The organism is Streptomyces pyxinicus, from assembly GCF_024753135.1.
GTDB classification, from domain to species: Bacteria; Actinomycetota; Actinomycetes; order Streptomycetales; family Streptomycetaceae; genus Streptomyces; species Streptomyces pyxinicus.
In genome coordinates, this window is sequence record NZ_JANUGP010000005.1 from 265,672 (window position 1) to 290,417 (window position 24,746).

Genomic DNA, 24,746 nt, shown 5'->3' on the forward strand with positions numbered 1-24,746 from the left:
GCGCTCCTCCTCCGGCGGCACGGCGCGAGCCGCTGTGCTCTCCACGGTAAACGCAGCGGGCAGGCACGGAGTTCCGCCGGAACCCCGAACCTGCCCGTAGGGGACTACCCCAAGGCGGCGGCGAGCCGCCGTCACTCACGCCGGGACGATGTTCACCAGCTTCGGCGCCCGCACGATCACCTTGCGGATGCCGGCGCCGTCCAGCGCCGCGACCACCTTCTCGTCGGCCAGCGCGACCTTCTCCAGCTCCTCGTCGGAGATGGCCGGCGGCACCTCCAGGCGGGCCTTGACCTTGCCCTTGATCTGCACGACACAGGTCACGGTCTCGTCCACGACGTAGCCGGGGTCGGCGACCGGGAAGTCCTGGTGGACGACCGAGTCGGTGTGGCCCAGCCGGCGCCACAGCTCCTCGGCGACGTGCGGGGCCAGCGGCGCGACCATCAGCACCAGCGGCTCGGCGACGGAGCGCGGCAGCGCGCCGCCCGCCTTGGTCAGGTGGTTGTTCAGCTCGGTGACCTTGGCGATGGCGGTGTTGAAGCGCAGCCCCTCCAGGTCCTGGCGGACCCCGTCGATCGCCTTGTGCAGGGCGCGCAGGGTGTCCTCGTCGGCCTCGGCGCCGGTGACGGTGACCTCGCCGGTGTTCTCGTCGACGATGTTGCGCCACAGCCGCTGCAGCAGCCGGAACTGGCCGACGACCGCGCGCGTGTCCCACGGGCGGGAGACGTCCAGGGGGCCCATGGCCATCTCGTACAGGCGCAGTGTGTCGGCACCGTACTCGGCGGCGATCTCGTCCGGGGTCACCGCGTTCTTCAGCGACTTGCCCATCTTGCCCAGCAGGCGGCTGACCTTCTCGCCGTCATGGTAGTAGGCGCCGTCCCGCTCCTCGACCTCGGCGGCGGGGACCGCGATGCCGCGGCTGTCGCGGTACACGTAGGCCTGGATCATGCCCTGGTTGAACAGCTTGTGGAACGGCTCCGCCGAGGAGACGTGACCCAGGTCGAACAGGACCTTGGACCAGAAGCGCGCGTACAGCAGGTGCAGTACGGCGTGCTCGGCGCCGCCCACGTACAGGTCGACACCGCCGTGCGGCCGGCCCGCGCGCGGGCCCATCCAGTACCGCTCGATCTCCGGGTCGACCAGCTTCTTGTCGTTGTGCGGGTCCAGGTACCGGAACTCGTACCAGCAGGAGCCGGCCCAGTTGGGCATGGTGTTGGTCTCGCGGCGGTACTTCCTCGGTCCGTCGCCCAGGTCCAGGGTGACGTTGACCCAGTCCTCGTTGCGGGACAGCGGCGTCTCCGGCTGGGTGTCGGCGTCGTCCGGGTCGAAGGTGCGCGGGCTGTAGTCCTCGACCTCGGGCAGCTCCAGCGGCAGCATCGACTCGGGCAGCGGGTGGGCGACACCGTCCTCGTCGTAGACGATCGGGAAGGGCTCGCCCCAGTAGCGCTGGCGGCTGAACAGCCAGTCGCGCAGCCGGAAGTTGACGGTACCCTCGCCGATGCCCCGGTCCGCCAGCCACTCGGTGATACGGGCCTTGGCCTCGGCGACGCCCAGGCCGTCCAGGCTGACGCCCTCGCCGTGCGAGTTGACGATCTTCGCGTCGTGGGAGACGAAGGCGTCGTCCCAGTCGGCGGTGTCCGTGCCGCGGCCGTCGGTGGGCTCGACCACGCAGCGGACCGGCAGCTCGAAGGCGCGCGCGAAGGCGAAGTCGCGGCTGTCGTGCGCCGGGACGGCCATGATCGCGCCGGTGCCGTAGCCCATCAGCACGTAGTCGGCGATGAAGACCGGGACCCGCTCGCCGTCGACCGGGTTGGTCGCGAAGGCGCCGGTGAAGACGCCGGTCTTGTCCTTGGCCTCGGCCTGGCGCTCGACGTCGGACTTGGCGGCGGCCTGCGCGCGGTAGGCGGCGACGGCCTCGGCCGGGGTGGCGTGGCCGCCGGTCCAGGCCTCGTGGGTGCCCTCGGGCCAGGCGCCGGGGGTGAACTTCTCGACCAGCGGGTGCTCGGGCGCCAGCACCATGTAGGTCGCGCCGAACAGGGTGTCCGGGCGGGTGGTGAAGACCGTGATGCGCTCGCCGTCGATCGGGAAGTCGACGCGGGCGCCCTCGCTGCGGCCGATCCAGTTGCGCTGCTGCAGCTTGATGGCCTCGGGCCAGTCCAGCTCCTCCAGGTCGTCCAGCAGCCGGTCGGCGTAGGCGGTGATGCGCATGTTCCACTGGCGCAGCTTGGCCTTGAAGACGGGGAAGTTGCCGCGCTCGGAGCGGCCGTCGGCGGTGACCTCCTCGTTGGCCAGCACGGTGCCCAGGCCGGGGCACCAGTTCACCGGCGCGTCGGAGGCGTAGGCCAGGCGGTACTCGCCCAGGACGTCGGCGCGCTCGGTCTCGCTCAGCTCGTCCCACGCGCGCGTGGTGCCCGGAACCGCCCGCTCACCGGACGCGAACCGCGCGACCAGCTCGGCGATCGGGCGGGCCTTGCGGGCCTCGTCGTCGTACCAGGAGTTGAAGATCTGCAGGAAGATCCACTGGGTCCACTTGTAGTAGTCCGGGTCGATCGTGGCGAAGGACCGGCGCTTGTCGTGGCCCAGGCCCAGCCGGCGCAGCTGGGCCTTCATGTTCTCCATGTTGGCCTCGGTCGAAACCCGCGGGTGCGTGCCGGTCTGCACCGCGTACTGCTCGGCGGGCAGGCCGAAGGCGTCGAAGCCCAGGGTGTGCAGGACGTTGTGGCCGGTCATGCGCTGGAACCGGGCGTAGACGTCGGTGGCGATGTAGCCCAGCGGGTGGCCGACGTGCAGGCCCGCACCGGAGGGGTACGGGAACATGTCCATGATGAACTTCTCGGGCCGGGCGACCTGCGCAGGGTCGCCGGCCAGGTCGCCCGTGGGGTTGGCCGCCGCGTAGGTGCCGTCGGCGTCCCAGAAGTCCTGCCAGCGTGCCTCGATGTCGGCGGCCATGGCGGCCGTGTAGCGGTGCGGGGCGGCCTCCGCCGACGTAGCGGCGGCGGCGGGGTTCGTCTCGCTCATGATCCTCAAAGCTCCATCGATCGTCTCTGCCTGCGGCTGCGGCGTTCCCGGAAACGAAAAAGCCCCTCACACAGGAGGGGACGCCGCGCCGATGCCGACCTCACGGGTTCGACCGGGGGTCGGTACTGATCAGCGCGGCCCGCTAAGCAGAAGGCGTACGGCACGCATGCGGTTAGGGTACCGCAGCGCTTGAGCAAGCCGCGACGCGCTTCCGTATGCCTGATGGACATGCCACCCGTCCGAGCCCCGTGCTCTTTGATGACAACGCGATAACGCAAACCTCGTACCGATCGGTATGGCGCCACCTACAGTTCGGCAGCGGGACCGCCTTCCCGAAACTGCTCGGAGTTGCCCCCATGAACCCTCGTCGTCGCAACAGCTCGCTCCCCCGACCGGGCCGGTCGGCCTACGGGATCGCGAGCGCTGTCGTCCTGCTGCTCATACCCGTGGTCGTGGTGTACGGAGGCGGCTGGCTCCAGGACTTCCTGGACTTCGGTGCGGGCGTCGTCGCGCTCGTCAGTCTGACCAGCTCGGTGATCTGGGGCCTGGTCACGCAGGACCGGCTGATCCTCAACACCCGGCAGCGGATCGTCGCCCAGGCCATCCACCGGGTGCTCGCCGTGGCCTCGATCGCGTTCCTGCTGGTGCACGTCACGATCAAGGTGGCCCTCGGCCACACCGTCCTGATCGCGGCCCTCATCCCGTTCGGCCTCGGCGTCAGGGGCAGCGCCGGACTGATCGGGCTCGGCTCGCTGGCCGCCCTGCTGATGATCTTCGTGGGCGTCACCGGCGCGCTGCGCAACCGGTTCGCCTCCCCCGCGCCGGTCGCGGCCCGCTGGCGCGCCATGCACATGCTGGCCTACCCGGCCCTGTGCGCGGCCCTGGTGCACGGCCTGTTCGCGGGCCGCCCGGCGAAGACCTTCTTCATGGTGTCGTACGAACTGTGCCTGGTCGCCATCATGGCCGCGCTGGCGCTGCGGGCCGCGCCGCGCCCCTTCAAGCGCAAGGTCGCCGACCGCGTCGTGGCGCTCATCGGCACCGAGGAGCGGCCGGGCGCCGAGCGACTGGAGGCGAGCCGGTCCCGGGCGGCGGCCGAGCCGTCCCGCGCGGGCTTCGATCCCCGCCGCGAGCCGCAGCCCTCGCCTGCCCCCGGCAGGCCCCTGTACCAGTCCCCCACCGACCCTGGGCCCCTGTACCAGCCCCCCACCGATCCCGGGACCCACTACCAGTCCCCCGCCGCGTCCGGCCCCCTGTACCAGCCCCTCACCGACTCCGGCTCCTTGTACCAGTCCCCCGCCGAGCCGGCCCCCGGCTTCGCGGCGGCCTACCGCGCGGTCTCCACGCCGGGCCGCCCGCCGCAGCCGTACGCCACCGAGCAGACCGCGCGCATGGACGTGCCGCCGACCTTCCGGGCCACCGAGGCGATGCCGCGCGTGGACGGCCTCTCCAGCACCTCCGGGAGCTGGCCGATCCCGTCCCCGCCCCCGGTCGGCGAGGCGCCGCCGTCCGCGTACGACCCGCTCCAGGACACCGGATACACCATCCCGGCCTACGGCGGCCCGGGCATGCCGGGATACGGCGGACGTGACGTGTACGACACCGGTGAGACAAACGGCCTCCACGGCGCGTACAACCCGAGTGACACGTTCGACGGCGGTCCCGCCACGGAACCATCGCCCGGCGCCTCCTATGACGCGCCGGGTTCGGGCGAACCCTGGAACATGCCCTCCGGAGGCCATAGGTGAACGAGGCCCTGCCCGACGTCCCCGAAGTCCGCGTCGTCGGACTTCCCCAGCTCACGTCGGGTTTCGACCTTGTGGAACGGCTCGACCTGCCCATGCACCTGAAGGTGCACGGGCCGCTCGACCCGCTGGGCGGCGAACAGCTCGCCCAGCTCGCCGAGCGCATCAACCTCAGGGGCAGGGGCGGCGCGGGCTTCCCCTTCCACAAGAAGCTGCGCTCCGTCGCCGAGTCGGCGATCAAACGCGGGGTGCGGCCCGTCGTCGTGGTCAACGGCAGCGAGGACGAACCGGCCTGCCGCAAGGACACGGTGCTGATCAACCGCGCCCCGCACCTCATCCTGGACGGCGCCCTGCTGTGCGCCGAGGCGCTCGGCGCGCGCACGCTGGTGATCGGCGTCACCCGGGAGTCGACGCAGCGCTCCGTGGAGGCCGCCCTCGCCGAACGAGGTCTGAGCAACAGCCGTAGATCGGCTCTACGCGCGTGGGTGCAGCGCAATCCGGTGCGCATGGTCACCGGTGCCGCCGCCGCGCTGATCCGCTCGGTGGACGGCGGCCCGGCGATCCCGCCCGGCCGCAAGATCAGCGCCTCCAGGAGCGGGGTCGGCGGCGCGCCCACCCTGCTGTCCAACGCGGAGACCTTCGCGCAGCTCGCCATCGCGGCCCGCATCGGCCCGGAGCGCTACGGCAACACCGGCCTCTACGACGAGCCGGGCACCGTCATGCTGACCGTCTCCGGCGCCGTCGCCCGCCCGATGGTCATCGAGGTGCCCACGGGCGTGCCGCTGCGCTACGTCCTTCAGCTGGCCGGTGCCCCGCCGGTGCCGCAGGGCGTGCTGACCGGCGGCTACCACGGCAAGTGGATCGACGCGGCGACCGTGAACGAGGCGGTGGTCTCCCGCAACTCGCTGGACGCCGTGGGCGGTTCGCTGGGCGCCGGCGCGATCCTCCCGATCACCCAGGAGACCTGCCCGCTGGGCGAGTCGCTGCGGGTGGCGCAGTGGCTGGCCGAGGAGAGCGCCGGCCAGTGCGGCCCCTGCTACCTCGGACTGCCCGCCGCCGCGCGCGGCCTGGAGGACATCCTGAACGGCGGCGGCCCGGCCGCCCTGGAGGCGCTGAAGCAGGTCGCGAAGAACGTCAAGCGGCGCGGGGCCTGTTCGCACCCGGACGGTTCGGCGATGTTCCTGGAGTCGACCATCAAGGCGTTCACCGACGACCTGGCCGCCCATGTCCTCGGCAACGGCTGCGGACGGCCCGTGGAGGGCGTGCTGCCGCTCTTCGAGGGGGGCAGGGCGGCCACGGGCATCCCGGGCGGCAAAGAGCCCGAGGAGACCGGCGCGAGCCGACAGAAGATCCACGTCGACTGGACGCTGTGCCGGGGCCACGGCCTGTGCGCCGACATCCTGCCGGAGGTCTTCGAGCTGGGCGCGGACGGCTTCCCGACCGTGGCGCAGGCCCAGGTGCCGCGGTACGCGGAGGCGAAGGCGCTGCGCGCGGTACGCCGCTGCCCGGCCCTGGCCCTGCGTATCGAGGAGGACACGCGCGCGCAGGCGCCGGCGCGCAACCTGCCGGTGCTCTCCCAGGGCCGCGGCCGGCGCGCGCTCGGCCGCTGAACGTGCGGAGAGGGGGCTCCCGGAATTCCGGAAGCCCCCTCTCCGCACACCAGAACAGACCAGAACAGACCGAAGGCGGATCATCCCTCGGGATGATCCGCCTTCGATTTTTGTGGAGCTAAGGAGAATTGAACTCCTGACCTCCTGCATGCCATGCAGGCGCTCTACCAACTGAGCTATAGCCCCTCGCGGTGTTCCGCCCGGTTTCCCTGGCGGCGACGCCAACATTACACGGTCCGGGGGGCGGACCACCAAATCGGATTCCGCTTGGCTCCCCTACGGGCGCTAATGTCACCTTTCGTGACCGTGATCGCGTTCTCCGCAGCCCGCCGCGCACCGGTCGCCCTGGGCGTGTGCCTGGTGTCGTTCACGGCCTTCTGCCTGGCACAACGGGCCGCGCACGTGTCGATGATCGACCTGCTGGTCTACCGGGCCGAGGGCGCCACCGTCCGCGCGGGCGGCGATCTGTACGCCCTGCGCGCGACGGCCGCGCACCTGCCCACCACCTACCCGCCGTTCGCCGCGCTGCTGTTCACCCCGCTGTCCCTGCTGGACACCGCGCCGCTGCGGCTGCTGGCGACGGCCGGCAATCTGGTGCTGCTGGTGCTGTTCGTCCGGCTGTCGCTGCGCCTCGTGAGCTACACGCGCGCGCGGGCGGTGTGGTGGGCGGCGGCAGCGGCCGTGTGGTGCGAGCCGGTGTGGACGACGCTGCGCTACGGCCAGGTCAACCTGCTGCTGGCCGTTCTGGTGCTGTGGGACCTGACCCGCCGCCACGACCGCTGGGCCGGGGCGGCCCTGGGGCTGGCCGTCGCGGTGAAGCTCACCCCCGCCCTGTTCGTGCTGTTCCTGCTCGCCACGGGCATCGTGGCCCGGCTGCGCGACGGAGACGGGAGCCGGTGGCTGCGGCACGCGCGCGGGGCGGCCGTCACGTTCACCGGGGCGACCCTGCTGGCGGCGGCCGTCCTGCCGTACGACTCCCGGCGGTTCTGGGCGGACATGGTCTTCCGGGCGAGCCGGGTCGGGCACGCCGAGGACACCGGCAACCAGTCCCTGCGCGGCGTACTGGCCCGGCTGCTGCACACACCCGACCCCGGGGCGTACTGGGCCCTGTGCGCGGCCGTGGTGGCTCTGGTGGGGCTCGCGGTCGCGGTGGCGGCGGAGCTGCGCGGGCGGCGGGCCGGGGCGGTGTGCGCCTGCGCGGTCACCGCGTTGCTGGTCAGTCCGGTGTCGTGGACCCACCACTGGGTGTGGTGCGTGCCGCTGGTCCTGCTGCTGTGGACGGAAGGGCGGCGGGCGGCGGCCCTGGGCACGCTGCTGGTGTTCTCGTCGTACACGCCCTGGTGGGTGCCGCACGGCATGGGACGGCCCGAAATGCACCAAGGGGTCGTGGAGTTGGCACTCTCGGCGCTCTACGCGTGCGCCGGCGCGCTCTTCCTCGCGGGACGCGTCAGGCCGTACGGGATGCGAGGCGTCAGGCCGTCACGAACGAGTAGAACCTCTTGAGGGTGCAGTGCTCCTCCAGGAGGCGGCCGTAGATCGGCTCGCCCTCCAGCTCGCGGTACGTCTCGATCGGGTCGCCTTTTATGATCAGCGCCCGCGCGCACTCCTCGCACCAGTACTGGTACTCGGGGTTGATCGGCTCCATGTCCCGGACGATCGGCGTTCCGCTGCCGCACCAGTCGCACTTCCGCCTGTGTGCACCCATCGATCAGCTCCAGCAGTGGCCGCAGGCCGTGCACACGTAGGTGATTCCGCCGCTGTCGCCGAGGACTTGGGCCACGTGCGCGGAACCGCAGGAAGGGCAGTCGAGCCGGGTGGTCGTGTCCCGTATCAACGCCGCCCCGAGGAGGTGGCCGCCCTCCTCAAGGATGCTCGCAGGCATCACTGCTCCCTCCCGTCGGGCCGCGCCCCCTTCCGGCCGTTTGATTCTGCCACGGCCGGACCAATACGGTCAGCGACGCCTCAGTACCAGTACGGACACGCCCCGAGTACACCTTCGGGGAGGTATACGACCCGGAGCCCGGGGTGACTCAAGACGGTGCGGGAACAGTTGGCCGAAGAACAGAAAATCCCGCCCCCAGCGGGGACGGGATCCTCATCACCGATCCTGGCACTCGCCGAGTGCCGATCCGTGGAGCTAAGGAGAATTGAACTCCTGACCTCCTGCATGCCATGCAGGCGCTCTACCAACTGAGCTATAGCCCCTGGTGTTCTTCCCGCTCGGCGGGGCGAACAAGAAGAACTTTAGCCTGTGACCTGCCGGAAAGTGAAATCCGGGCGCCGGGGGCCCCGGGGCGCTCAGTCGTCGTCGCCGAGGACGGGTTCCGGGAGGGTGCCCGCGTTGTGCTCCAGCAGACGCCAGCCGCGCGCGCCCTCGCCCAGCACGGACCAGCAGCAGTTGGAGAGGCCGCCGAGACTCTCCCAGTGCCGGGACTCCAGGCCGAGCAGCCGGCCGATGGTGGTGCGGATGGTGCCGCCGTGGCTGACGACGACGAGGGTGCCGTCCTCGGGCAGCTTCTCGGCGTGCCGCAGCACCACGGGAGCGGCGCGGTCGGCGACCTCGGACTCCAGTTCACCACCGCCGCGGCGGACCGGCTCGCCGCGCTTCCAGGCGGCGTACTCCGCGCCGTGCCGGGCGATGATCTCCTGGTGCGTGAGCCCCTGCCAGACGCCCGCGTAGGTCTCCCGCAGGCCCTCGTCGCGGGTGATCTCCAGACCGGTGAGGGCGGCCAGCTCGGCGGCCGTGTCCGCGGCCCGCTGGAGGTCCGAGGCGACGATCGCGTCGGGCTGCAGGGAGGCGAGCAGCCGGGCCGCGCGGCGCGCCTGGCCGACGCCGGTCTCGGTCAGCTCGACGTCCGTGGTGCCCTGGAAGCGGCGCTCCACGTTCCACGACGTCTGGCCGTGCCGCCACAGGATGACGCGGCGGCCCCGGCCCCGGCGGTCGGTGACCTCGCCGGTGGCATTCATCGCCAGTCCCCGTCCGGTTCCTGGTCGGCCTCGGCGGCCTGCAGCTTGGCGTGCTCCTCGGCCTTGCCGCGGGTGGCCTTGGCGTCGGCGGGCAGCTCCAGCTCGGGGCAGTCCTTCCACAGCCGCTCCAGGGCGTAGAAGACGCGCTCCTCGCTGTGCTGGACGTGGACGACGATGTCGACGTAGTCCAGCAGGATCCAGCGGGACTCGCGGTCGCCCTCGCGGCGGACCGGCTTGGCGCCCAGCTCCGTCTGGAGGCGCTCCTCGATCTCGTCGACGATGGCCCTGACCTGGCGGTCGTTCGGCGCCGAGGCCAGCAGGAAGGCGTCCGTGATCGACAGGACGTCGCTGACGTCGTAGGCGATGACGTCGTGGGCGAGCTTGTCGGCAGCCGCCTGGGCGGCGGTGTGGATGAGCTCAAGGGAACGGTCGGTGGCGGTCACTACATGGCTTTCCGTCGGCGGGCACTGAACCTCAAGGGTCTCACGGCCCGCCCGGGGCACCCCACGCGATGACGGCACGTGGGCTGCCCCCGCGCGCGTGGGCGCACCGGCCGGCCGGCCCGTCAGGAGGCGGCCGGCCTGTAGTCGCCGCCGAGGACGACCGAGACGTCGGCGCCCGAGGAGACGGCGCCCTTGGCCACCGAGCCGGCCGGCAGGCCGAGGGTCTTGGCGACCTCACTGGCGTCGGCCTGGTGGGAGGCGTCCGCGTACGTCACCTTCGAGACGGCCCGGGTGCCGCCGGCGCTGCCGCCCTCCAGGAAGGTGAAGCCGCCGTTCAGCAGCGTCACGCGGGCCTTCTCGGCGTCGTCCTCGACGCCGGTGGCGTTCTGTACGGAGACCCGGACCGCGGAGCCGGCGTCGGGGCTCTTGGCGGTGCCGCCGAGGATGTCCTTGACCACGCTGTCGCTGGTCCGCGCGCTCAGGGTGCCGTCGGCCCCGACGGGCAGCAGGGCGGTCTTGTAGTCGCCGCTCTTGGCGAGGTCGGCGAGCTTGGCCAGGAAGGCGCCGAGGTCCTTGTCGGTGAGCGGCGGGTCGAGGATCTGGGCGAGGGTCTGCACGGTGGTGGTCGCCGAGTCCGGCTCGGAGGAGATCTTGCGCAGGACGCCCTGGAGAACCTGGCCGAAGCGCTCCAGCTGGGCGTTCTGGGCCTCGCCGGGGGCGCGGTAGGTGGCGTAGGCGACGGCCGTCTTGCCGCTCAGGGTCTGGTCGGAACCCTGGTGGACGAGGGGCGCGGCACCCTTCTTCTTGCTGTCCGGGTCGGGCACGTCGGCGTTGGTGTCGACCTCGATGTTGCCGACCAGGTCGACGAGGTTCTGGAGGTAGGGGGTGTCCAGGCGCCAGGTGCCCTGGATGTCGGTGCCGAGGACGGTGTCGAGCTGGTCGCGGGTGCCGGAGGAACCGTCGTCCTCGACCGACTTGGCGAGGGTGGTGGTGGAGCCGTCGTCGCCGCTGAGGGCGAGCGAGTTGGGCAGCAGGACGGTGGTGCCCTGCTTGGTGGTGGTGTTGTCGACCAGCAGCGCCGTCGAGGTGCCGCTCTTCCCGGTGTTGTGCAGATGGATGACGAGCACGTCGCGCTTCTGGGCGGCGACCGGTGTGGCGGTGCCGTTCTTGCCGCCGGCGGCGGACAGGCCGGGGAGCTTGCCCGCGTACCAGAGGTAGCCGACGCCGGCGACGACGAGCAGGGCGAGGACGACGAGCAGGGCGACGATCCGGCCGCGGGCCCGGCGGCGGGCCTCCTCGCGGCGCTCGGTGCGGTTCTCGGTGAACTTCAGCCAGTCGATGACGTCCTCGGAGTCGCCGTCCGGCTCCTCGACGAACGCGAACTGCTCGGCGCCGTGGTCCGGCCGCTCCGGGTCGTCCTGCCGCGCGGGCTCCCCGGGGGCGTACGGGGACTCGCCGGGCGGGTACGGCGACTCGCCGTAGGACGACTCGTCGGGTGCGTACGGCGGCTCCGGGGTGTACGGCGTCTGCTGGGGGCCGGCCTGCTGCGGGATGTAGGCGGTCTGCTCGGCGACCCTCGGCTGCTGCCCGCTGCTCGCCGCCTGCCCGTACGGGTCGTAGGGGCCGCCGGGGGCGTGGGTGCCGGTGCCGTAGGGGTCGTACGGGGTCTGCGTGCCGTAGGGATCGTAGGCGGACGGCTGCTGCGCGGACCCGTAGGGGGACGCCTGCTGTCCGCCGGTGGCGTACGGGTCGTAGCCGTAGCCGCCCTGCCCCGCGGTGTCCTGCTGGGCGTAGGGGTCGGGGGCCGGCTGCGGGGTCTGCTGTTGCGGGACCTGCCGGTAGACGGGCCGGCCGTACTCGTCATAACCCGTGATCTCGTAGGGGCCGTCGCCGTAGTGTGCGTCGCCCGCGTCGTATCGGTTGTTCACCGGTGCCCCTCTCGGCTCACTCGCCGCGGTACAGCTCGCGCTTGTCGATGTAGCGCACGACTCCGTCCGGCACCATGTACCAGATGGGGTCCCCCTTGGCGACTCTCGCACGGCAGTCCGTGGAGGAGATGGCCAGCGCCGGAACCTCCACGAGAGAGACACCGCCCTCCGGCAGGCCGGGGTCGGCCAGGTGGTGGCCGGGACGCGTGACACCGATGAAGTGCGCGAGGGAGAACAGCTCCTCCGAGTCGCGCCAGGTCAGGATCTGGCCGAGCGCGTCGGCGCCGGTGATGAAGAACAGGTCGGTGTCCGGGTTGAGGGCGCGCAGGTCGCGCAGGGTGTCGACGGTGTAGGTGGGGCCGCCGCGGTCGATGTCGATGCGGCTGACGGAGAACTGGGGGTTCTCGGCGGTGGCGATGACCGTCATCAGATAGCGGTCCTCGGCCGGGGAGACCGTGCGGTGCGACTTCTGCCAGGGCTCGCCGGTGGGCACGAACACCACCTCGTCCAGCTGGAACTGGGTGGCGACCTCACTGGCGGCCACCAGGTGCCCGTGGTGGACCGGGTCGAACGTCCCGCCCATGACACCGAGGCGCCGCTTGCCGGTGCGGGCGGGGCCGTGGCCCGGCCGGGCCCCCGGGTCCTGCACCGTGCCGTCGGCGGTCGCGTGTGCCGGACCGGTAGGCATGTCCTGCTCTCCCATGCGTGCAGACCCTACCGGCCCGGCCTGAGGCGTCCGGCCGGGGACGGGCTCGCGCTCAGCGGTCGCGGTTGAAGCGCGTGGTGATCCACAGCAGCAGAAGCAGGATGACGAAGGCGCTGCCGCCCGTGATGGCGGGGTTCAGGCTGTTGTGGTTGCCGCCGTGCTCCTCGCCCTCGGCGGCAAGGGTGACCAAGTGGGCTGCGGCAGTGTGGAGGATCATCTTCGGCGGACCTATCGCGTGTGGGCGGGATAAAGATGTCGGCTCATCGTATGCGGGCGGCCGGGCGCCGATCACCCCGACTCCGCCGTTGGGGCCGGGCGGTGGCCGACACGCCGGGCCGGAACGGGCGGGGAACTTCCCGCGGCCGTCAGTCGTCCTTCCGCTTGTAGCCGCGCAGCAGGAACCACGCGGTCAGTGCACAGCCCAGGATCATGACGACGAGAACGATACGGAGCAGATTTCCCGACCCGTGTTGCTGGACGGCGCTCGTGGCGGCCTCGGTCAGCCGGGCGGCTGCGGGGTGGTGCTCCATCACATGGACTCCTTCGGCTGTACTGCCCGTCCACGGTATCTCCGCCCAGGCTGGGCCCCGCCCCGGGGGTGCAGCGGGCACTGACACGCACTTGGGGGAAGACATGTCCGACGACGACCACCAGCAGACGGGGCGGGAGCGGCTGCCCGGCAGGCAGCGCACCCGCTTCCCGGGCATCTCCTCACGCGCGTACGAGCATCCGGCCGACCGCTCCGCCCTGGTCGCGCTGCGCAGGCTCAGCGGGTTCGACACCGTCTTCAAGGCGCTCAGCGGGCTGCTGCCGGAGCGCAGCCTGCGGTTGCTGTTCCTGTCCGACTCGGTGCGGGTCTCCGACCGGCAGTTCTCGCACCTGCACGACATGCTGCGCGACGCCTGCTACATCCTGGACCTGGAGAAGGTCCCGCCGATGTACGTCACGCAGGACCCGAAGCCGAACGCGATGTGCATCGGTCTGGACGAGCCGATCATCGTCGTCACCACCGGGCTCGTCGAGCTGCTCGACGAGGAGGAGATGCGGGCGGTCGTCGGCCACGAGGTGGGGCACGCCCTGTCCGGGCACGCGGTGTACCGCACGATCCTGCTGTTCCTGACCACGCTGGCGGTCCGGGTCGCCTGGATCCCGCTGGGCAACATCGCGATCATGGCGCTGGTGACGGCGCTGCGGGAGTGGTTCCGCAAGTCGGAGTTGTCCGCCGACCGGGCGGGACTGCTGGTGGGCCAGGACGTACGGGCCTCGATGCGCGGCCTGATGAAGATCGCGGGCGGCAACCACCTGCACGAGATGAACGTGGACGCGTTCCTGGAGCAGGCCGAGGAGTACGACTCGGGGGGCGACCTGCGCGACTCGGTGCTGAAGATCCTCAACGTGCTGCCCCGCTCGCACCCGTTCACCACCGTGCGGGCGGCCGAGCTGAAGAAGTGGGCCGAGTCCCGGGACCACCAGCGGATCATGGACGGTCACTACCCGCGGCGGGACGAGGACAAGGACACCTCCGTCCGCGACTCCTTCCGCGAGTCGGCGGCCGGCTACGCGAGCGATGTGAAGGGCTCCAAGGACCCGCTGATGAAGCTGGTCAGCGATCTGGCGGGCGGCGCGGGCGACCTGGGCGGCCGGGTCCGCCGCGGCTTCGACGGCTTCCGCACCCCGCCGCCGCCGAAGGACGCGCGGGAGGGAGACGAGGCGTAGCCCCCGGGCACGCGAGGTCGTGCGCGGCCGGCCGAGGTGGCGTCGGCTCACACCTTCGGTTCGGCTCCGGGCGCCAGGGTGCCGCACAGGGCCGGGGCGGCGCCCGGCTGGTAGGGGTCGGTGCCCGCGGGGCCGCCCGCCCTGGCCCGCCGGCCGGCCAGCAGGGGGTGCAGATAGGCGCCGGTGTCCTCGGCGCAGGACAGCGGGCCCGCCTGGACATGGGAGGTGGCGAGCTGGACCTGGTGGGTGCGCAGGTCGTCGCGGTCGAAGCGGAAGGTCACCTCGCGGCGGACGGTGAAGAGGGACACCGCGGCGCCAGCCGCGGCACCGGCGGGGCGCACGGCGTAGACGAAGGTGTGGTCGGCGGTGATCTCCAGGGTGGCCGCGTCGCTCTCGGTGACCTGGAGGGTGCCGCGGACCCGGATCCGGTCGTCGGCCAGCCGGAGCTGGGCGGGGTCGAAGCGCACCAGCCAGCCGGTGGGGGCGTGCCGGCCGTCGGCCGCCGGGTGGTCGAGGCTCTGGTCGAACTGGTCGAGTTGGTCGGGGTCGAGCAGGGCGCGGGCGGGGGCGACCGCGCGGCCGGTCAGGACCTCGGGGTAGAGCGAGGAGCGGACGATGTAGTCCTTGGCGGTGGTGAGGGCGGCCACGACCTGGCTGTCGGAGAAGTGCGCGGTGGCCCGGGCGGCCGGCAGCGGCACGCCTTCGGCGCCGATGTCGTACGGGGCGGCCGGGCTGTGGGCGAACAGGGTCGCGGCGTCGGCGGCGCCGGGCACCTTGCCAGTGGGGGCGAGCGGGAGGACGGTCATCCGCAGGGCCTCGACGGACCGTCTGGCCGCCGGGGAGGGGTAGGGGTGGCGGACGCCCATGTAGATCGCGGTGCCGAAGGCGACGGCGATCAGCACGGCGAGGACCAGCAGCTGCCGGGTCAGTCCGCGGCGCAGGGGCGGGCGGCGGCGTACGGCGGGGGCGTGGTCGGCCATCCGCTCCTCGGCCGAGAACTCCTGGAGGCGGGCAGCGCGGACGAACGACTCGTCGAAGACGACGGATCGGTATTCGTCCTCCGCACCGCCGGGGCCGCTCTCGGGGGCCCCTTCCGGTGGGTCCGCAGGCCCGCCCATACTGTGAGGGTAGGTCTTCGGGGCCATCGGTAAACGCCCCGCTGTGCGACAAGTTCTGACGGCTCCTCAGCCGGGGCGGACGCCCGCGCTCAGGGGGATCGCGGGGCGGCGGAGACGGCCGGCCGGGAGGAGGCCGACGGGACGGAGGGCGCGGCGGCGCTGCCCTGTTCCAGGCCGGTGGAGGCGGGGGCGGGCACCCGGTCGCGGGTGCCGGAGGAACCTCCCCGGTAGACGGCGGCGAAGGCCAGGGCGACCATGCCGATGCCCATCACGACGGCGAGTACCCAGGCGACGGGCCGGTGCCAGCGGACCTGCCTGCCGTAGAGGCCGTGGTGGCCGTCGAGGGGGTGGGCGTCGTCCGGCTCGGTGTCGTCCTCGTGCCGGTATCGGCCGTATCCGGCGCCCTCGGGTCCGGGGGTGTCGTCGTAGCGGTCGGCTCCGGAGCGGGCGCGGGCCTCCGCCTCGGAGGCCTCGGCTCTGGCCTGCGCGGCGGCGAGCAGGCGCTCGACGGCGCTCGGCTCGTGGACCCTGGCCGCCTTCACGAAGGCCTCGTCGAAGACCACGGAGGCGAACTCTTCGTCCGACACCCCGCGGTCGTGGTCGTCGTCGGGCTCCCGGCCGTCCGGAAACGGCGTGCCCCCCACGTCCTCCGGCACGCGTCCAGAGTAGACCTGGGGGGTCGGTTTGGGCAGACCGTAGCGAGATTCGTCCGCCTGCCGGGACGGGCCGCCGGTCAGCGTCGGACGTGTCCGTCGCCGGTGACGATGTACTTGGTGCTGGTCAGCTCGGGCAGGCCCATCGGGCCGCGGGCGTGCAGCTTCTGGGTGGAGATGCCGATCTCCGCGCCGAAGCCGAACTGGCCGCCGTCGGTGAACCGGGTGGAGGCGTTCACGGCGACGGTGGTGGAGTCGACCAGCTGGGTGAAGCGGCGGGCGGCCTGCTGGGAGGTGGTGACGATGGCCTCGGTGTGCCCGGAGGTCCACAGCCGGATGTGCTCGACGGCCCGGTCGAGGGAGTCGACGACGGCGGCGGCGATGTCGTGGGACAGGTACTCGGTCTCCCAGTCCTCCGGGGTGGCCTCGACCACCGTGGCCTTGGAGTCCGCGGCGTAGGCGAGGACGCGTTCGTCGGCGTGCACGGTGACGCCGGCCTCGGCGAGGGCGTCCAGGGCGCGCGGCAGGAACTCGGCGGCGATGTCCTGGTGGACGAGCAGGGTCTCGGCGGCGTTGCAGACGCTGACCCGGTGGGCCTTGGAGTTGATCAGGATCTCCACGGCGGTGTCGAGGTCGGCCTGGGCGTCGACGTAGACGTGGCAGTTGCCGGTGCCGGTCTCGATGACGGGGACGGTCGACTCGGTCACGACGGTCCGGATCAGGGAGGCGCCGCCGCGCGGGATGAGGACGTCCACCAGGCCCCGGGCGCGCATCAGCTCGCGGACGGACTCGCGGCTCTCGCCGGGCACCAGCTGGACGGCGTCGGCGGGCAGCCCGGCACCGCCGACGGCGTCCCGGATGACGCGGACGAGGGCGCGGTTGGAGGCGTGGGCGGAGCTGGAGCCGCGCAGCAGGACGGCGTTGCCGGACTTGAGGCAGAGGGCGGCGGCGTCCACGGTGACGTTGGGCCGGGCCTCGTAGATGATGCCGACGACGCCGAGCGGGACGCGGACCTGGCGCAGGTCGATGCCGTTGGGCAGGGTGGAGCCGCGGACGACCTCGCCGACCGGGTCGGGCAGCCCCGCGACGTCGCGGACGTCGGAGGCGATGGCACGGACCCGCTCCGGGGTGAGGGTGAGCCGGTCCACGATGGCCTCGCTGGTGCCGTTCTCGCGGGCCCTGGCCACGTCCTCGGCGTTGGCCTCGACGATCTCGGCGGTCCGGACCTCCAGCGCGTCGGCGATGGCGAGCAGCGCGTCGTCCTTGATGGCACGCGGCAGCGGCGCGAGGTCGGCGGCGGCGGCCTTGGCCCGGTAGGCGGCCTGGGTGACCGGGGACATCGAGTCGTACGGCGAGAGCGTGGTCATGAGGGAAGCGTAGTGCGCGGGTCCGCCCCGCTCAGCGCGCGTCCCACCCCGCGAGACGCCCTGAACAGGGGCAAATCCCCGGTTCCGGCGGCCCGGGCACCGCCCGCGCCGGCTCAGTAGGGGTGCACCCCCACCGGTGTCGCGGGCGGCGGGCCGTAGCCCTCGGCGATGCGCTGGTGGTAGGTCTCGCGGTCGATGACCTCCAGGCCGACGATCTCCCAGGGCGGCAGCTTCGCGGTCTGCCGGTGCTCGCCCCACAGGCGCAGGGCCACGGCGGCGGCGTCGTGCAGGTCGCGGGCCTCTTCCCAGTAGCGGATCTCGGCGTGGTCGGTCGCGTATCTGCTGGTCAGCAGGAAGGGGTGGTCGTGGGCGAGCTGTTCCAGGGCCCGCCGCAGCTCCGGCAGGGCGACCTTCTCGCCGGACACGCTGAGGGTGACGTGCCACAGGCGGGGCAGGTCCTTCGGCTCCTCATAGGTGTCCCCGGCCGCGACGCTCGTCAGAGCACCGCGGGACGCCGTCCCAGGGCGCACTCGTCTCACGACGGCCTCCTTCACGCACGGCTCGCATGCCTCCTACGGCCAGTTGAGCAGGCCGGGGGCCGCCGCGTGGTGCTTTTACGGAACGTCCCCCACCGGGGTCGGTCCGTGTCCCGCGTTTTACGAGCGGTCCTGCGAGGGCCGTGGCTGCAGCAGGACCAGGTCGTCCCGGTGTACGACCTCGCGTTCGTACGCGGCGCCCAGTTCGCGGGCCAGCTCGCGGGTCGAGCGGCCGAGCAGCCGGGGGATCTCCTTGGCGTCGAAGTTGACGAGCCCCCGGGCGACCGGACGGCCGCCGGTGTCGCGCAGTTCCACGGGGTCGCCCGCGCCGAAGTCGCCCTCGACGGCGGCGATCCCGGCGGGCAGCAGCGACTTGCGGCCGTTCACGACCGCGTCCACCGCCCCGTCGTCCAGGGTGAGGGCGCCCCGCGGGGTGGAGGCGTGCTGGAGCCAGAGCAGCCGGTCGGCGGAGCGTTTGCCGGTGGGGTGGAAGTAGGTGCCGGTGTCGCCGCCGGCCAGCGCCTCCGCCGCGTGCACGGCGCTGGTCAGCACGACCGGGATGCCGGCGGCGGCGGCGATCCGGGCGGCCTCGACCTTGGTGACCATGCCGCCGGTGCCGACACCGGCCTTGCCCGCGCTGCCGATGTCCACACCGGCCAGGTCGCCCGGTCCGCGCACCTCCGCTATCCGGGAGGTGCCGGGCCTGGCGGGGTCGCCGTCGTAGACGCCGTCGACGTCGGAGAGGAGGACGAGGAGGTCGGCGTGGACGAGGTGGGCGACGAGGGCGGCGAGACGGTCGTTGTCGCCGAAGCGGATCTCGTCGGTGGCGACGGTGTCGTTCTCGTTGACGACCGGGAAGGCGCCCATCGCGAGGAGCTTGTCCAGGGTGCGGGAGGCGTTGCGGTGGTGGGCGCGACGGCTCATGTCGTCGGAGGTGAGCAGGACCTGCCCGACGCGGACGCCGTAGCGGGCGAAGGAGGCGGTGTAGCGGGCGACGAGCAGGCCCTGTCCGACGCTGGCGGCGGCCTGCTGCCGGGCGAGGTCCTCGGGCCGGCGGCGCAGGCCGAGCGGGGCGAGCCCGGCGGCGATGGCTCCGGAGGAGACGAGGACGACCTCGCGCTCGCCGCCGGAGCGGCTCTTGGCCAGCACGTCGACGAGGGCGTCGACCCGGTCGGCGTCCAGGCCGCCGGCCGCGGTGGTCAGCGAGGAGGAGCCCACCTTGACGACGATCCTGCGGGCCTCACCCACGGCCTGCCTTGCGCTTGCCACGTGCTGTCTCCACTCCCTCGCGTAGCCGGCAATCTACGCGAGGCGGCCCGGGCGGCGCGCACCGGTCCAGCCTCCGGACGGGCATTGTGTAGCCGCTCCTTCACAGTCCGGATACAGACAAAGGTTGTATTGGTTGCCTGTAGAAAATAAATCTCCGGCAAAATTAGGTTGAACACCGTGCCAACTACTGACAGCCGACCTCGGCGCATCCTCCTGCGATCCGGCAAGAGCCCGTACGACGCCCTCTCGGTGGAGGAGGCGTTGCACCGGGACGTGATCGCCACCAATTCCGGGAACCTGATCTTCCAGGACGCGGCGCACAAGCTCCTCCAGACCCCGGACACGGAAGTGGTCTCCAACGGCGGCCGGACCGACGTGGCCGCCGCCGAGCGGATCAACGAGGAGTACGACGCGTTCGTCGTGCCGCTGGCCAACGCCTTCCGCCCGTCCTTCGAGACCTCGCTGAAGCGGCTGACCCGGCTCGTCTCGCGGCTGCGGATCCCGGTCGTGGTGCTCGGCGTCGGCGCGCAGACCGGGGTGAGCTACGACCCGTCCCGGCTGAGGGGCATCGAGCCGACCGTGCGCGCGTTCTGCTCGGCCGTGCTGGAGCGCAGCGCCTCGATCGGGGTGCGCGGCGAGTTCACCGAGCAGTACCTGCGGGACATGGGCTTCCGGGACGTCGAGGTCATCGGCTGCCCCTCGCTGTTCCTGTACGGCAGGGAACTCGACGTGCGCAGACGGGTGCCGGAGCTGACGGCCGACTCCCGGATCGCCGTCAACGGCTCGCACAGCGCGGTGGCCAAGCAGGGCCTGGGCAAGGTGATCGCCCGCACCCACGCGCGGTATCCGAACCTGCGCTTCATCGGGCAGAACCTCAGCGACGCACGGCAGTTGCACTGGCGGGACCTGTCGGACCCCAACTCCCGGGTGACCGCGATGCCGACGCACCCGGACCACCCGATGTACCGCGAGGACAAGGTGCGGGTCTACGTCGACCCGGTCACCTGGATCGACGAACTGCGCCCGTTCGACTTCTCCTTCGGCTCGCGCATCCACGGCAACATCGCCGCGCTGCTGGCCGGCACGCCCGCGACCGTGCTCTGCGGTGACTCGCGCACGCTGGAGCTGTGCCGCTACTTCGAGATACCCCACCAGCGGCTGGACCAGGCCCTGAAGGACCCGGAGTCGGTGGACCCGGCCCGGCTCCACGCACAGGCGGACCTCGGCGGGCTGGTCGGCAACCACGCGGAACGCTTCGACCGGTTCACGGGTTTCCTCGACCGGAACGGGCTGCGGAACACCTTCACGCACGGCGACGGCGGCGCGGCCTTCGACAGGAAGATGGAGTCCCTGGCCTTCCCGCCGGCCGTACGGCCCTGGCTGGAGTCCGACGCCGCGTCCCTCAGCAGCCGGTTCGGCTGGCTGCACTCCCAGGTCGGCGAACTGGAACAGGACAACGCCCGCCTCCGCAAGGAACTGACCCGCGCCCGCAGATCCCCCGGCACCCTCCCCGCCCCCGCGGCCTCCGTCTACCGCCGGGCCCGCCGCGCGGTGGGCGCCCCCCTACGCCGAGCACTCCACCCGGGCAAGCCGTAGGTTTCGGAGCACGGGGTCCGGCCCGCGGCCTGGCGGCGGGCGGGCGGACGGCTGGCGGGTGACCGGTCGGCGGACGGCTGGCGGAGGACGGCAGGCCGGTGGGACGACGGCCGGGCAGCCGGGGGCACGGGCGGCCGGCAGGTGGGACCCCTTGGCCGACAAGCCACCACCCCGAACACCCCGCGCGGCAAGCTGTGCCAGGCGCCGCTCAGGAAGGTGCTGGCGGCCGAACGGCAGACCAGTGGACGGCGGACGGGCGGACGCCCCCTCGGTCCTCAGGCCGCCGACACCCCGGCACCCCGCGCGGGGAACCTGCGCCGGATCTTGGACAGGGCGCACGGTACAGCCCGCGGGCACCCGGCCGGCGGGCGGCTCCCGGACGATCCCCGGGCAGCCCCGCCGGACCCTCAGGCCGCCGCCGCCCCGAACCCCTTGCGCGGCAGGCTTCGGCGGATCTTGCGCAGGGCGCGGCGGAGGAAGGTGTTGGCGGCGGCTGCTCGGTAGCCGTCGAAGGCGCTCGCCTCGCGGGCCTCGGCGCGGTAGATCTCGTCGGGGACGCCGGCCGTCTTGGAGCGGAAGTGGGGGTAGAGGAGGTAGAGGCGGGTGCCGCGCTTCTCCAGGACGGCGGCCGCCTGCTTCTTCTCCTTGACGAACTTGACGACGTCCAGCAGCAGATCGGGCCGCTGCATGGCGACCAGGTGCAGCCGCAGCCGCTCGTGGACCTTCAGCCGGCGGGCCACACCGGGCGTCCAGTAGGCCTCCATCAGCGGCTTGGCCAGCTCCAGCTTGGTGCGGCGGACGTCTTCGCTGTCGGTGAGGAACTTCGGCCCGAACTGCGGCAGCAGGGTGATCAGGAAGGGCCGGACCATCAGGACGTCGCGCTTGTCGCCGGCCGGGACCATGTCGTCGATCAGCTTCATCAGGGCGCGCGCGGAGTCGAAGCGCAGCGTGTAGCTGCCGCTCTTGGTCACGTGCTTGCCGTCGTCGCGGCCGACCAGGTAGTAGCAGGTGTGGTCGGCGACCACGGAGACACCGTCCGCGCGCAGGTACGCCTCCAGCGTGAACAGGGCGTCCTCACCGGTCCACAGGGACTCGTCGAAGCGCATCCCGTGCCGCTCCAGCAGCGCCCGTCTGAACAGCTTCTGCGCGCTCAGCGTGAACTTGATGTTGGAGGAGTAGACGTCGGTCCGGTCCAGGGTCTTGCCCCACATGGACTTGGGCGCGGTGCGGTTGACGCCCTCGACCCGGCCGAGGACGACGTCCGTGCCGTTCTTGTCGGCCATGGAGACCATGCGCTCCAGGGCCTCGGGGCCGAGCCGGTCGTCGGCGTCCAGGAAGAAGACGTACCGCCCGGCCGCCTTGCCGAGGCCGACGTTGCGCGGGCCGCTGGGGCCGCCGGAGTTCTCCTGGCGGACGACCGTGACGCTCATCGGCGCGCGGGCCGCGAACTCCTCCAGGCACTCCCCCGTGCCGTCCGTCGACCCGTCGTCGACCGCGATGACCTCCAGCCGGCCCGGGTCGATGGTCTGCGCCTCGACGGAGGCCAGGCACTCCACCAGATACGGCATCGCTTCGTACGCCCCGATGATCACACTGACATCAGGCTGCGTCACGCCGGTCACTCTTCCCCCTCGTCACGGAACATTTACCCCGTATCCCCTCAATCGCACACTGTTAGACGGGACTCCGGGGGAAGCGGTTGCCTCACGGCGGGTCATGAGTGGCGCAGCTCACACCGGAAACGGCGCGGGCCCCCGAGGAGTACTCCTCGGGGGCCCGCGCGGCTCGGCTGCGCCGGAAGGGTCAGGTCGTCGCCACGCCCTCGGCGTCACCGGCGGACTCGCTGCGCGGTCCGGGGAACGTGTTGGTCAGCTCGGCCGCCTCGGCGGGGTCGGCGTTGGCCGCGCCCACCCGGGACTGCTGGCCGACGTTGCGGGCCTCGGCCTTCAGCGCCAGGCCGGCGACGGCGCCGTTGAACTGGTCGATCGAGGCGGGCTCGTCCGGCCCCAGCAGATAGCGCTTCAGCTCCGTGCGGGCGTCCGCGAGCGGATCGGCGGCCGGGTCGCGCACGGCGTCCAGGACGGCGTCCAGACCGGCCGCGCTGTTCGTCAGGATCGTCGCGGCGCGCACAGCCGTGTTCTGCCGCTTGAACTCCTCCTCGCCCAGCTCGGCGGAGTCGGTCACCGCGTACGGCTTGCCGCTCGCGATGAAGTCGGAGACCACCGAGGAGATGTCGGAGACCATCGCGTCGGAGACGTTGAAGCAGTCGTACAGCCGCGGCTCGGCACCGGTGATGACCCGGTGCTCGTACGCCGGGAAGGAGCGCCAGTAGGCGTCGTTCCACTCGGCGCGCAGCCGGGCGGCCTCCTGGTGCCGCTGGACGTCGGCCAGGCCGTCACGGGTGGCCTCGGCCTCGTCGCCCTTGGTCCCGCCGGCACCGGCCAGCTCGGCCAGCCGGGCCTCGACGCGGGCCAGCTCGGCCTTGGCCCGGTCCTGCGCCGCGCCGTCCGCGGTGAAGCGGGAGCCGGCGAGACGCTCGGCGGCGGCCTTCTCGACCAGGGCGGTGATCCGGCGGTGCGCGGCGCCGGCCTCCTTGCTGACGGTGCCGGTGAACGGGTGCGGCTTGTACAGCACCCGAACCGGCGGGTCGGCGGTGATCAGCCGGTTCACGATGTTCTCGCCGGCCAGCACGATCGAGGTGTTGCCGGGGTTGCCGTCCCAGCCCTCCCAGGTGGGCGCGTACAGCACGGTCGGGATCCGGCCGACGGGCACGCCCCGCCAGCCCTGGATCGGGGCGAGCTGCGGGCGGCCGACCTCGACGATGTCCTCGTCGCGGACGCCGACGTCGGCGATGGCGTAGCGGTCGCGGCCCGCGCGGCCGGCGGTCCACACCTCGTCGTAGACCTTGCTGTACGGGTTGACGCTGGCCAGCTTGTCGCTGTCGCCGTGGCCGATGAAGACGTGCTTCATGGTCGGCACGCGCAGCAGGTGGATGTTCTTGCCGACGTTGGCCGCGTACAGCGCGACACGCACGTCCGACAGGTCCAGGTTCATCAGGTGCACCCCTCCGGGCACGCAGATGACGGGGACCGTGGTGGGCGCGAGGTTGTTCAGGATGGCCCGCTCGCGCAGGATGATCAGCGGCCGGGTCGCCAGCTGCTCCATCGTCCCCAGCCACATGTTGACCTGGTACGCGGAGTCCTTGGAGCCGGAGAAGTACAGCACCGTCTCGGGCCGGTAGGCGGCCAGCCAGTCGTCCACGGCGGCGAGGACCACGTCGGCCTTCGGCGGGATCTTCCGGCCGCGCACGTACGGCACGAGCACCAGGACGTAGAGCAGGCCGAGGCCGACGCTCAGGCCGATGCCGGTGAAACCGGCGGCGGACGAGTCCAGCTCGGTGGAGAGCAGGATGCCGACGACCGCGAACAGGTCGAGGTGGAGCATCTTCTCCGCGGAGCGGTGCAGCAGCCGGCGCGGCGGGGCGTCCGGGATGCGGATGCGCGACTTCAGGTCGATGTTGCGGGTGGCGACCGGCATCCGGCGGCGGTTGCGGATCAGGGTGACCAGCGCGCCGTGCGGAGCCTGGAGGCCGTAGAAGGCGATGAAGCAGGCGACGGCGCCGTAGAAGATCAGGTTGTCCGAGAGGGACAGGCGGGCCAGCAGCAGGATCAGCAGGAGCTGCCGGATCAGGAAGCGGATGGACAGGCCCGCCCGGACCTTGCTCAGCCGGTTGACCAGGTAGCTGCCCTTGCGGTGCAGATAGTGGTCCGCCAGGTACGTCACGGCGGCCAGGGCCGCGAAGGCGGGGACGCTCGGGACGAGCGCGGCCAGCATGAGCGCCGGGAAGCCCAGCATCACGAGAGCCGCCGCGGCCAGCTCGGCCGCGCTGCCCACCCGGGCGACGCGAATAGCGGTGGATATCACGGAGATCCTGCTCTGGGAGGGGGAGGTGCCGGTTTTGTTCACAGATGCCATGGATGCGGCAGGTGTCGCGGGTGCCGTAGAAACAACCGGTAATTCGGGGAATGTACGGGTTATTTCACGGGGGACGGATTCAGGCCTCTGCGAATACCCGGCGAA

Annotated in this window: 21 protein-coding genes and 2 tRNA genes; 5 read left to right on the top strand and 18 right to left on the bottom strand. The window is 72.1% G+C overall.

The window, feature by feature from the left end; all coding sequences use genetic code 11:
* Positions 1-135: 135 nt before the first annotated feature.
* The gene (gene leuS, locus NX794_RS09660; protein ID WP_258777876.1) at positions 136-3,015 is read right to left on the bottom strand and encodes a leucine--tRNA ligase; all 2,880 of its coding nucleotides are present in this window, start codon (positions 3,013-3,015) and stop codon (positions 136-138) included.
* A gap of 356 nt (positions 3,016-3,371) precedes the next feature.
* On the opposite strand from leuS, the gene NX794_RS09665 reads away from it, so the two are divergent.
* Positions 3,372-4,760, top strand: a complete 1,389-nt coding sequence (locus NX794_RS09665) for a ferric reductase-like transmembrane domain-containing protein (protein ID WP_258777877.1) — start codon at positions 3,372-3,374, stop codon at positions 4,758-4,760.
* Positions 4,757-6,367 (top strand): NADH-quinone oxidoreductase subunit NuoF family protein, encoded by a 1,611-nt coding sequence (locus NX794_RS09670; protein WP_258777878.1) that lies wholly within the window; start codon positions 4,757-4,759, stop codon positions 6,365-6,367. Before NX794_RS09665 ends, NX794_RS09670 begins: the two co-directional genes overlap by 4 nt.
* A 113-nt stretch (positions 6,368-6,480) precedes the next feature.
* Here the strand turns inward: NX794_RS09670 and NX794_RS09675 are convergent.
* A tRNA-Ala gene (locus tag NX794_RS09675) sits at positions 6,481-6,553 on the bottom strand.
* 102 nt (positions 6,554-6,655) lie between these two features.
* Here NX794_RS09675 and NX794_RS09680 point away from each other — a divergent pair.
* A complete protein-coding gene (locus NX794_RS09680) occupies positions 6,656-7,870 on the top strand; it encodes a glycosyltransferase 87 family protein (protein ID WP_428985880.1) in 1,215 nt (404 codons plus the stop codon).
* Here NX794_RS09680 and NX794_RS09685 read toward each other — a convergent pair.
* The 9 genes from NX794_RS09685 to NX794_RS09725 all read right to left on the bottom strand — a co-directional run bounded on the left by NX794_RS09685 (position 7,839) and on the right by NX794_RS09725 (position 12,941).
* Positions 7,839-8,072 carry a hypothetical protein gene (locus NX794_RS09685; RefSeq protein ID WP_004931461.1) on the bottom strand — a complete coding sequence of 78 codons (234 nt, stop codon included), beginning with the start codon at positions 8,070-8,072 and terminating at the stop codon, positions 7,839-7,841. The two genes, NX794_RS09680 and NX794_RS09685, sit on opposite strands and share 32 nt — an antisense overlap.
* Positions 8,073-8,075: 3 nt before the next feature.
* Complete coding sequence (locus NX794_RS09690; RefSeq protein WP_258777880.1) at positions 8,076-8,249, bottom strand: hypothetical protein; 174 nt, start codon at positions 8,247-8,249, stop codon at positions 8,076-8,078.
* A 250-nt stretch (positions 8,250-8,499) separates the two neighbouring features.
* Positions 8,500-8,572 (bottom strand) — tRNA-Ala (locus NX794_RS09695).
* 93 nt (positions 8,573-8,665) lie between these two features.
* On the bottom strand, positions 8,666-9,334 hold the full coding sequence (locus NX794_RS09700) for a histidine phosphatase family protein (protein ID WP_258777881.1): 669 nt from the start codon (positions 9,332-9,334) through the stop codon (positions 8,666-8,668).
* Positions 9,331-9,777, bottom strand: a complete 447-nt coding sequence (gene rsfS / locus NX794_RS09705; RefSeq protein WP_258777882.1) for a ribosome silencing factor — start codon at positions 9,775-9,777, stop codon at positions 9,331-9,333. The genes NX794_RS09700 and rsfS overlap by 4 nt, the downstream gene beginning before the upstream one ends.
* 122 nt (positions 9,778-9,899) lie before the next feature.
* Positions 9,900-11,705, bottom strand: a complete 1,806-nt coding sequence (locus NX794_RS09710) for an LCP family protein (protein WP_258777883.1) — start codon at positions 11,703-11,705, stop codon at positions 9,900-9,902.
* Positions 11,706-11,721: 16 nt separating this feature from the next.
* Positions 11,722-12,408, bottom strand: a complete 687-nt coding sequence (nadD, locus tag NX794_RS09715; RefSeq protein ID WP_258777884.1) for a nicotinate-nucleotide adenylyltransferase — start codon at positions 12,406-12,408, stop codon at positions 11,722-11,724.
* 55 nt (positions 12,409-12,463) lie between these two features.
* Positions 12,464-12,628 (bottom strand): hypothetical protein, encoded by a 165-nt coding sequence (locus NX794_RS09720; RefSeq protein WP_258777885.1) that lies wholly within the window; start codon positions 12,626-12,628, stop codon positions 12,464-12,466.
* A 148-nt stretch (positions 12,629-12,776) separates the two neighbouring features.
* A complete protein-coding gene (locus NX794_RS09725; protein WP_258777886.1) occupies positions 12,777-12,941 on the bottom strand; it encodes a hypothetical protein in 165 nt (54 codons plus the stop codon).
* A 103-nt stretch (positions 12,942-13,044) separates the two neighbouring features.
* On the opposite strand from NX794_RS09725, the gene NX794_RS09730 reads away from it, so the two are divergent.
* Positions 13,045-14,127 (top strand): M48 family metallopeptidase, encoded by a 1,083-nt coding sequence (locus tag NX794_RS09730; RefSeq protein WP_258777887.1) that lies wholly within the window; start codon positions 13,045-13,047, stop codon positions 14,125-14,127.
* A 47-nt stretch (positions 14,128-14,174) separates the two neighbouring features.
* Here NX794_RS09730 and NX794_RS09735 read toward each other — a convergent pair whose 3' ends face one another.
* The 5 genes from NX794_RS09735 to proB form a co-directional block, all read right to left on the bottom strand.
* Positions 14,175-15,245 carry an SCO2583 family membrane protein gene (locus tag NX794_RS09735; RefSeq protein WP_258777889.1) on the bottom strand — a complete coding sequence of 357 codons (1,071 nt, stop codon included), beginning with the start codon at positions 15,243-15,245 and terminating at the stop codon, positions 14,175-14,177.
* An 89-nt stretch (positions 15,246-15,334) separates the two neighbouring features.
* Positions 15,335-15,901, bottom strand: coding sequence for an SCO2584 family spore wall biosynthesis protein (locus tag NX794_RS09740; RefSeq protein WP_258777890.1), 567 nt, complete (start codon positions 15,899-15,901; stop codon positions 15,335-15,337).
* A 77-nt stretch (positions 15,902-15,978) separates the two neighbouring features.
* The gene (locus NX794_RS09745) at positions 15,979-17,265 is read right to left on the bottom strand and encodes a glutamate-5-semialdehyde dehydrogenase (protein ID WP_258777892.1); all 1,287 of its coding nucleotides are present in this window, start codon (positions 17,263-17,265) and stop codon (positions 15,979-15,981) included.
* A gap of 113 nt (positions 17,266-17,378) precedes the next feature.
* Complete coding sequence (locus NX794_RS09750; RefSeq protein ID WP_258777893.1) at positions 17,379-17,804, bottom strand: hypothetical protein; 426 nt, start codon at positions 17,802-17,804, stop codon at positions 17,379-17,381.
* A gap of 117 nt (positions 17,805-17,921) precedes the next feature.
* Complete coding sequence (gene proB, locus NX794_RS09755) at positions 17,922-19,049, bottom strand: glutamate 5-kinase (protein ID WP_258777939.1); 1,128 nt, start codon at positions 19,047-19,049, stop codon at positions 17,922-17,924.
* Between the two features lie 198 nt (positions 19,050-19,247).
* Between proB and NX794_RS09760 the strand changes: the two genes are divergently transcribed.
* A complete protein-coding gene (locus NX794_RS09760; RefSeq protein ID WP_258777894.1) occupies positions 19,248-20,666 on the top strand; it encodes a polysaccharide pyruvyl transferase family protein in 1,419 nt (472 codons plus the stop codon).
* A 407-nt stretch (positions 20,667-21,073) separates the two neighbouring features.
* Here NX794_RS09760 and NX794_RS09765 read toward each other — a convergent pair whose 3' ends face one another.
* Together NX794_RS09765 and NX794_RS09770 are read right to left on the bottom strand one after the other, a co-directional pair.
* Entirely contained in the window at positions 21,074-22,279 is a 1,206-nt protein-coding gene (locus NX794_RS09765; RefSeq protein WP_428985881.1) for a glycosyltransferase family 2 protein, read from the bottom strand.
* 190 nt (positions 22,280-22,469) lie between these two features.
* Positions 22,470-24,560 (bottom strand): hypothetical protein, encoded by a 2,091-nt coding sequence (locus NX794_RS09770; protein WP_258777942.1) that lies wholly within the window; start codon positions 24,558-24,560, stop codon positions 22,470-22,472.
* Positions 24,561-24,746 lie beyond the last annotated feature (186 nt).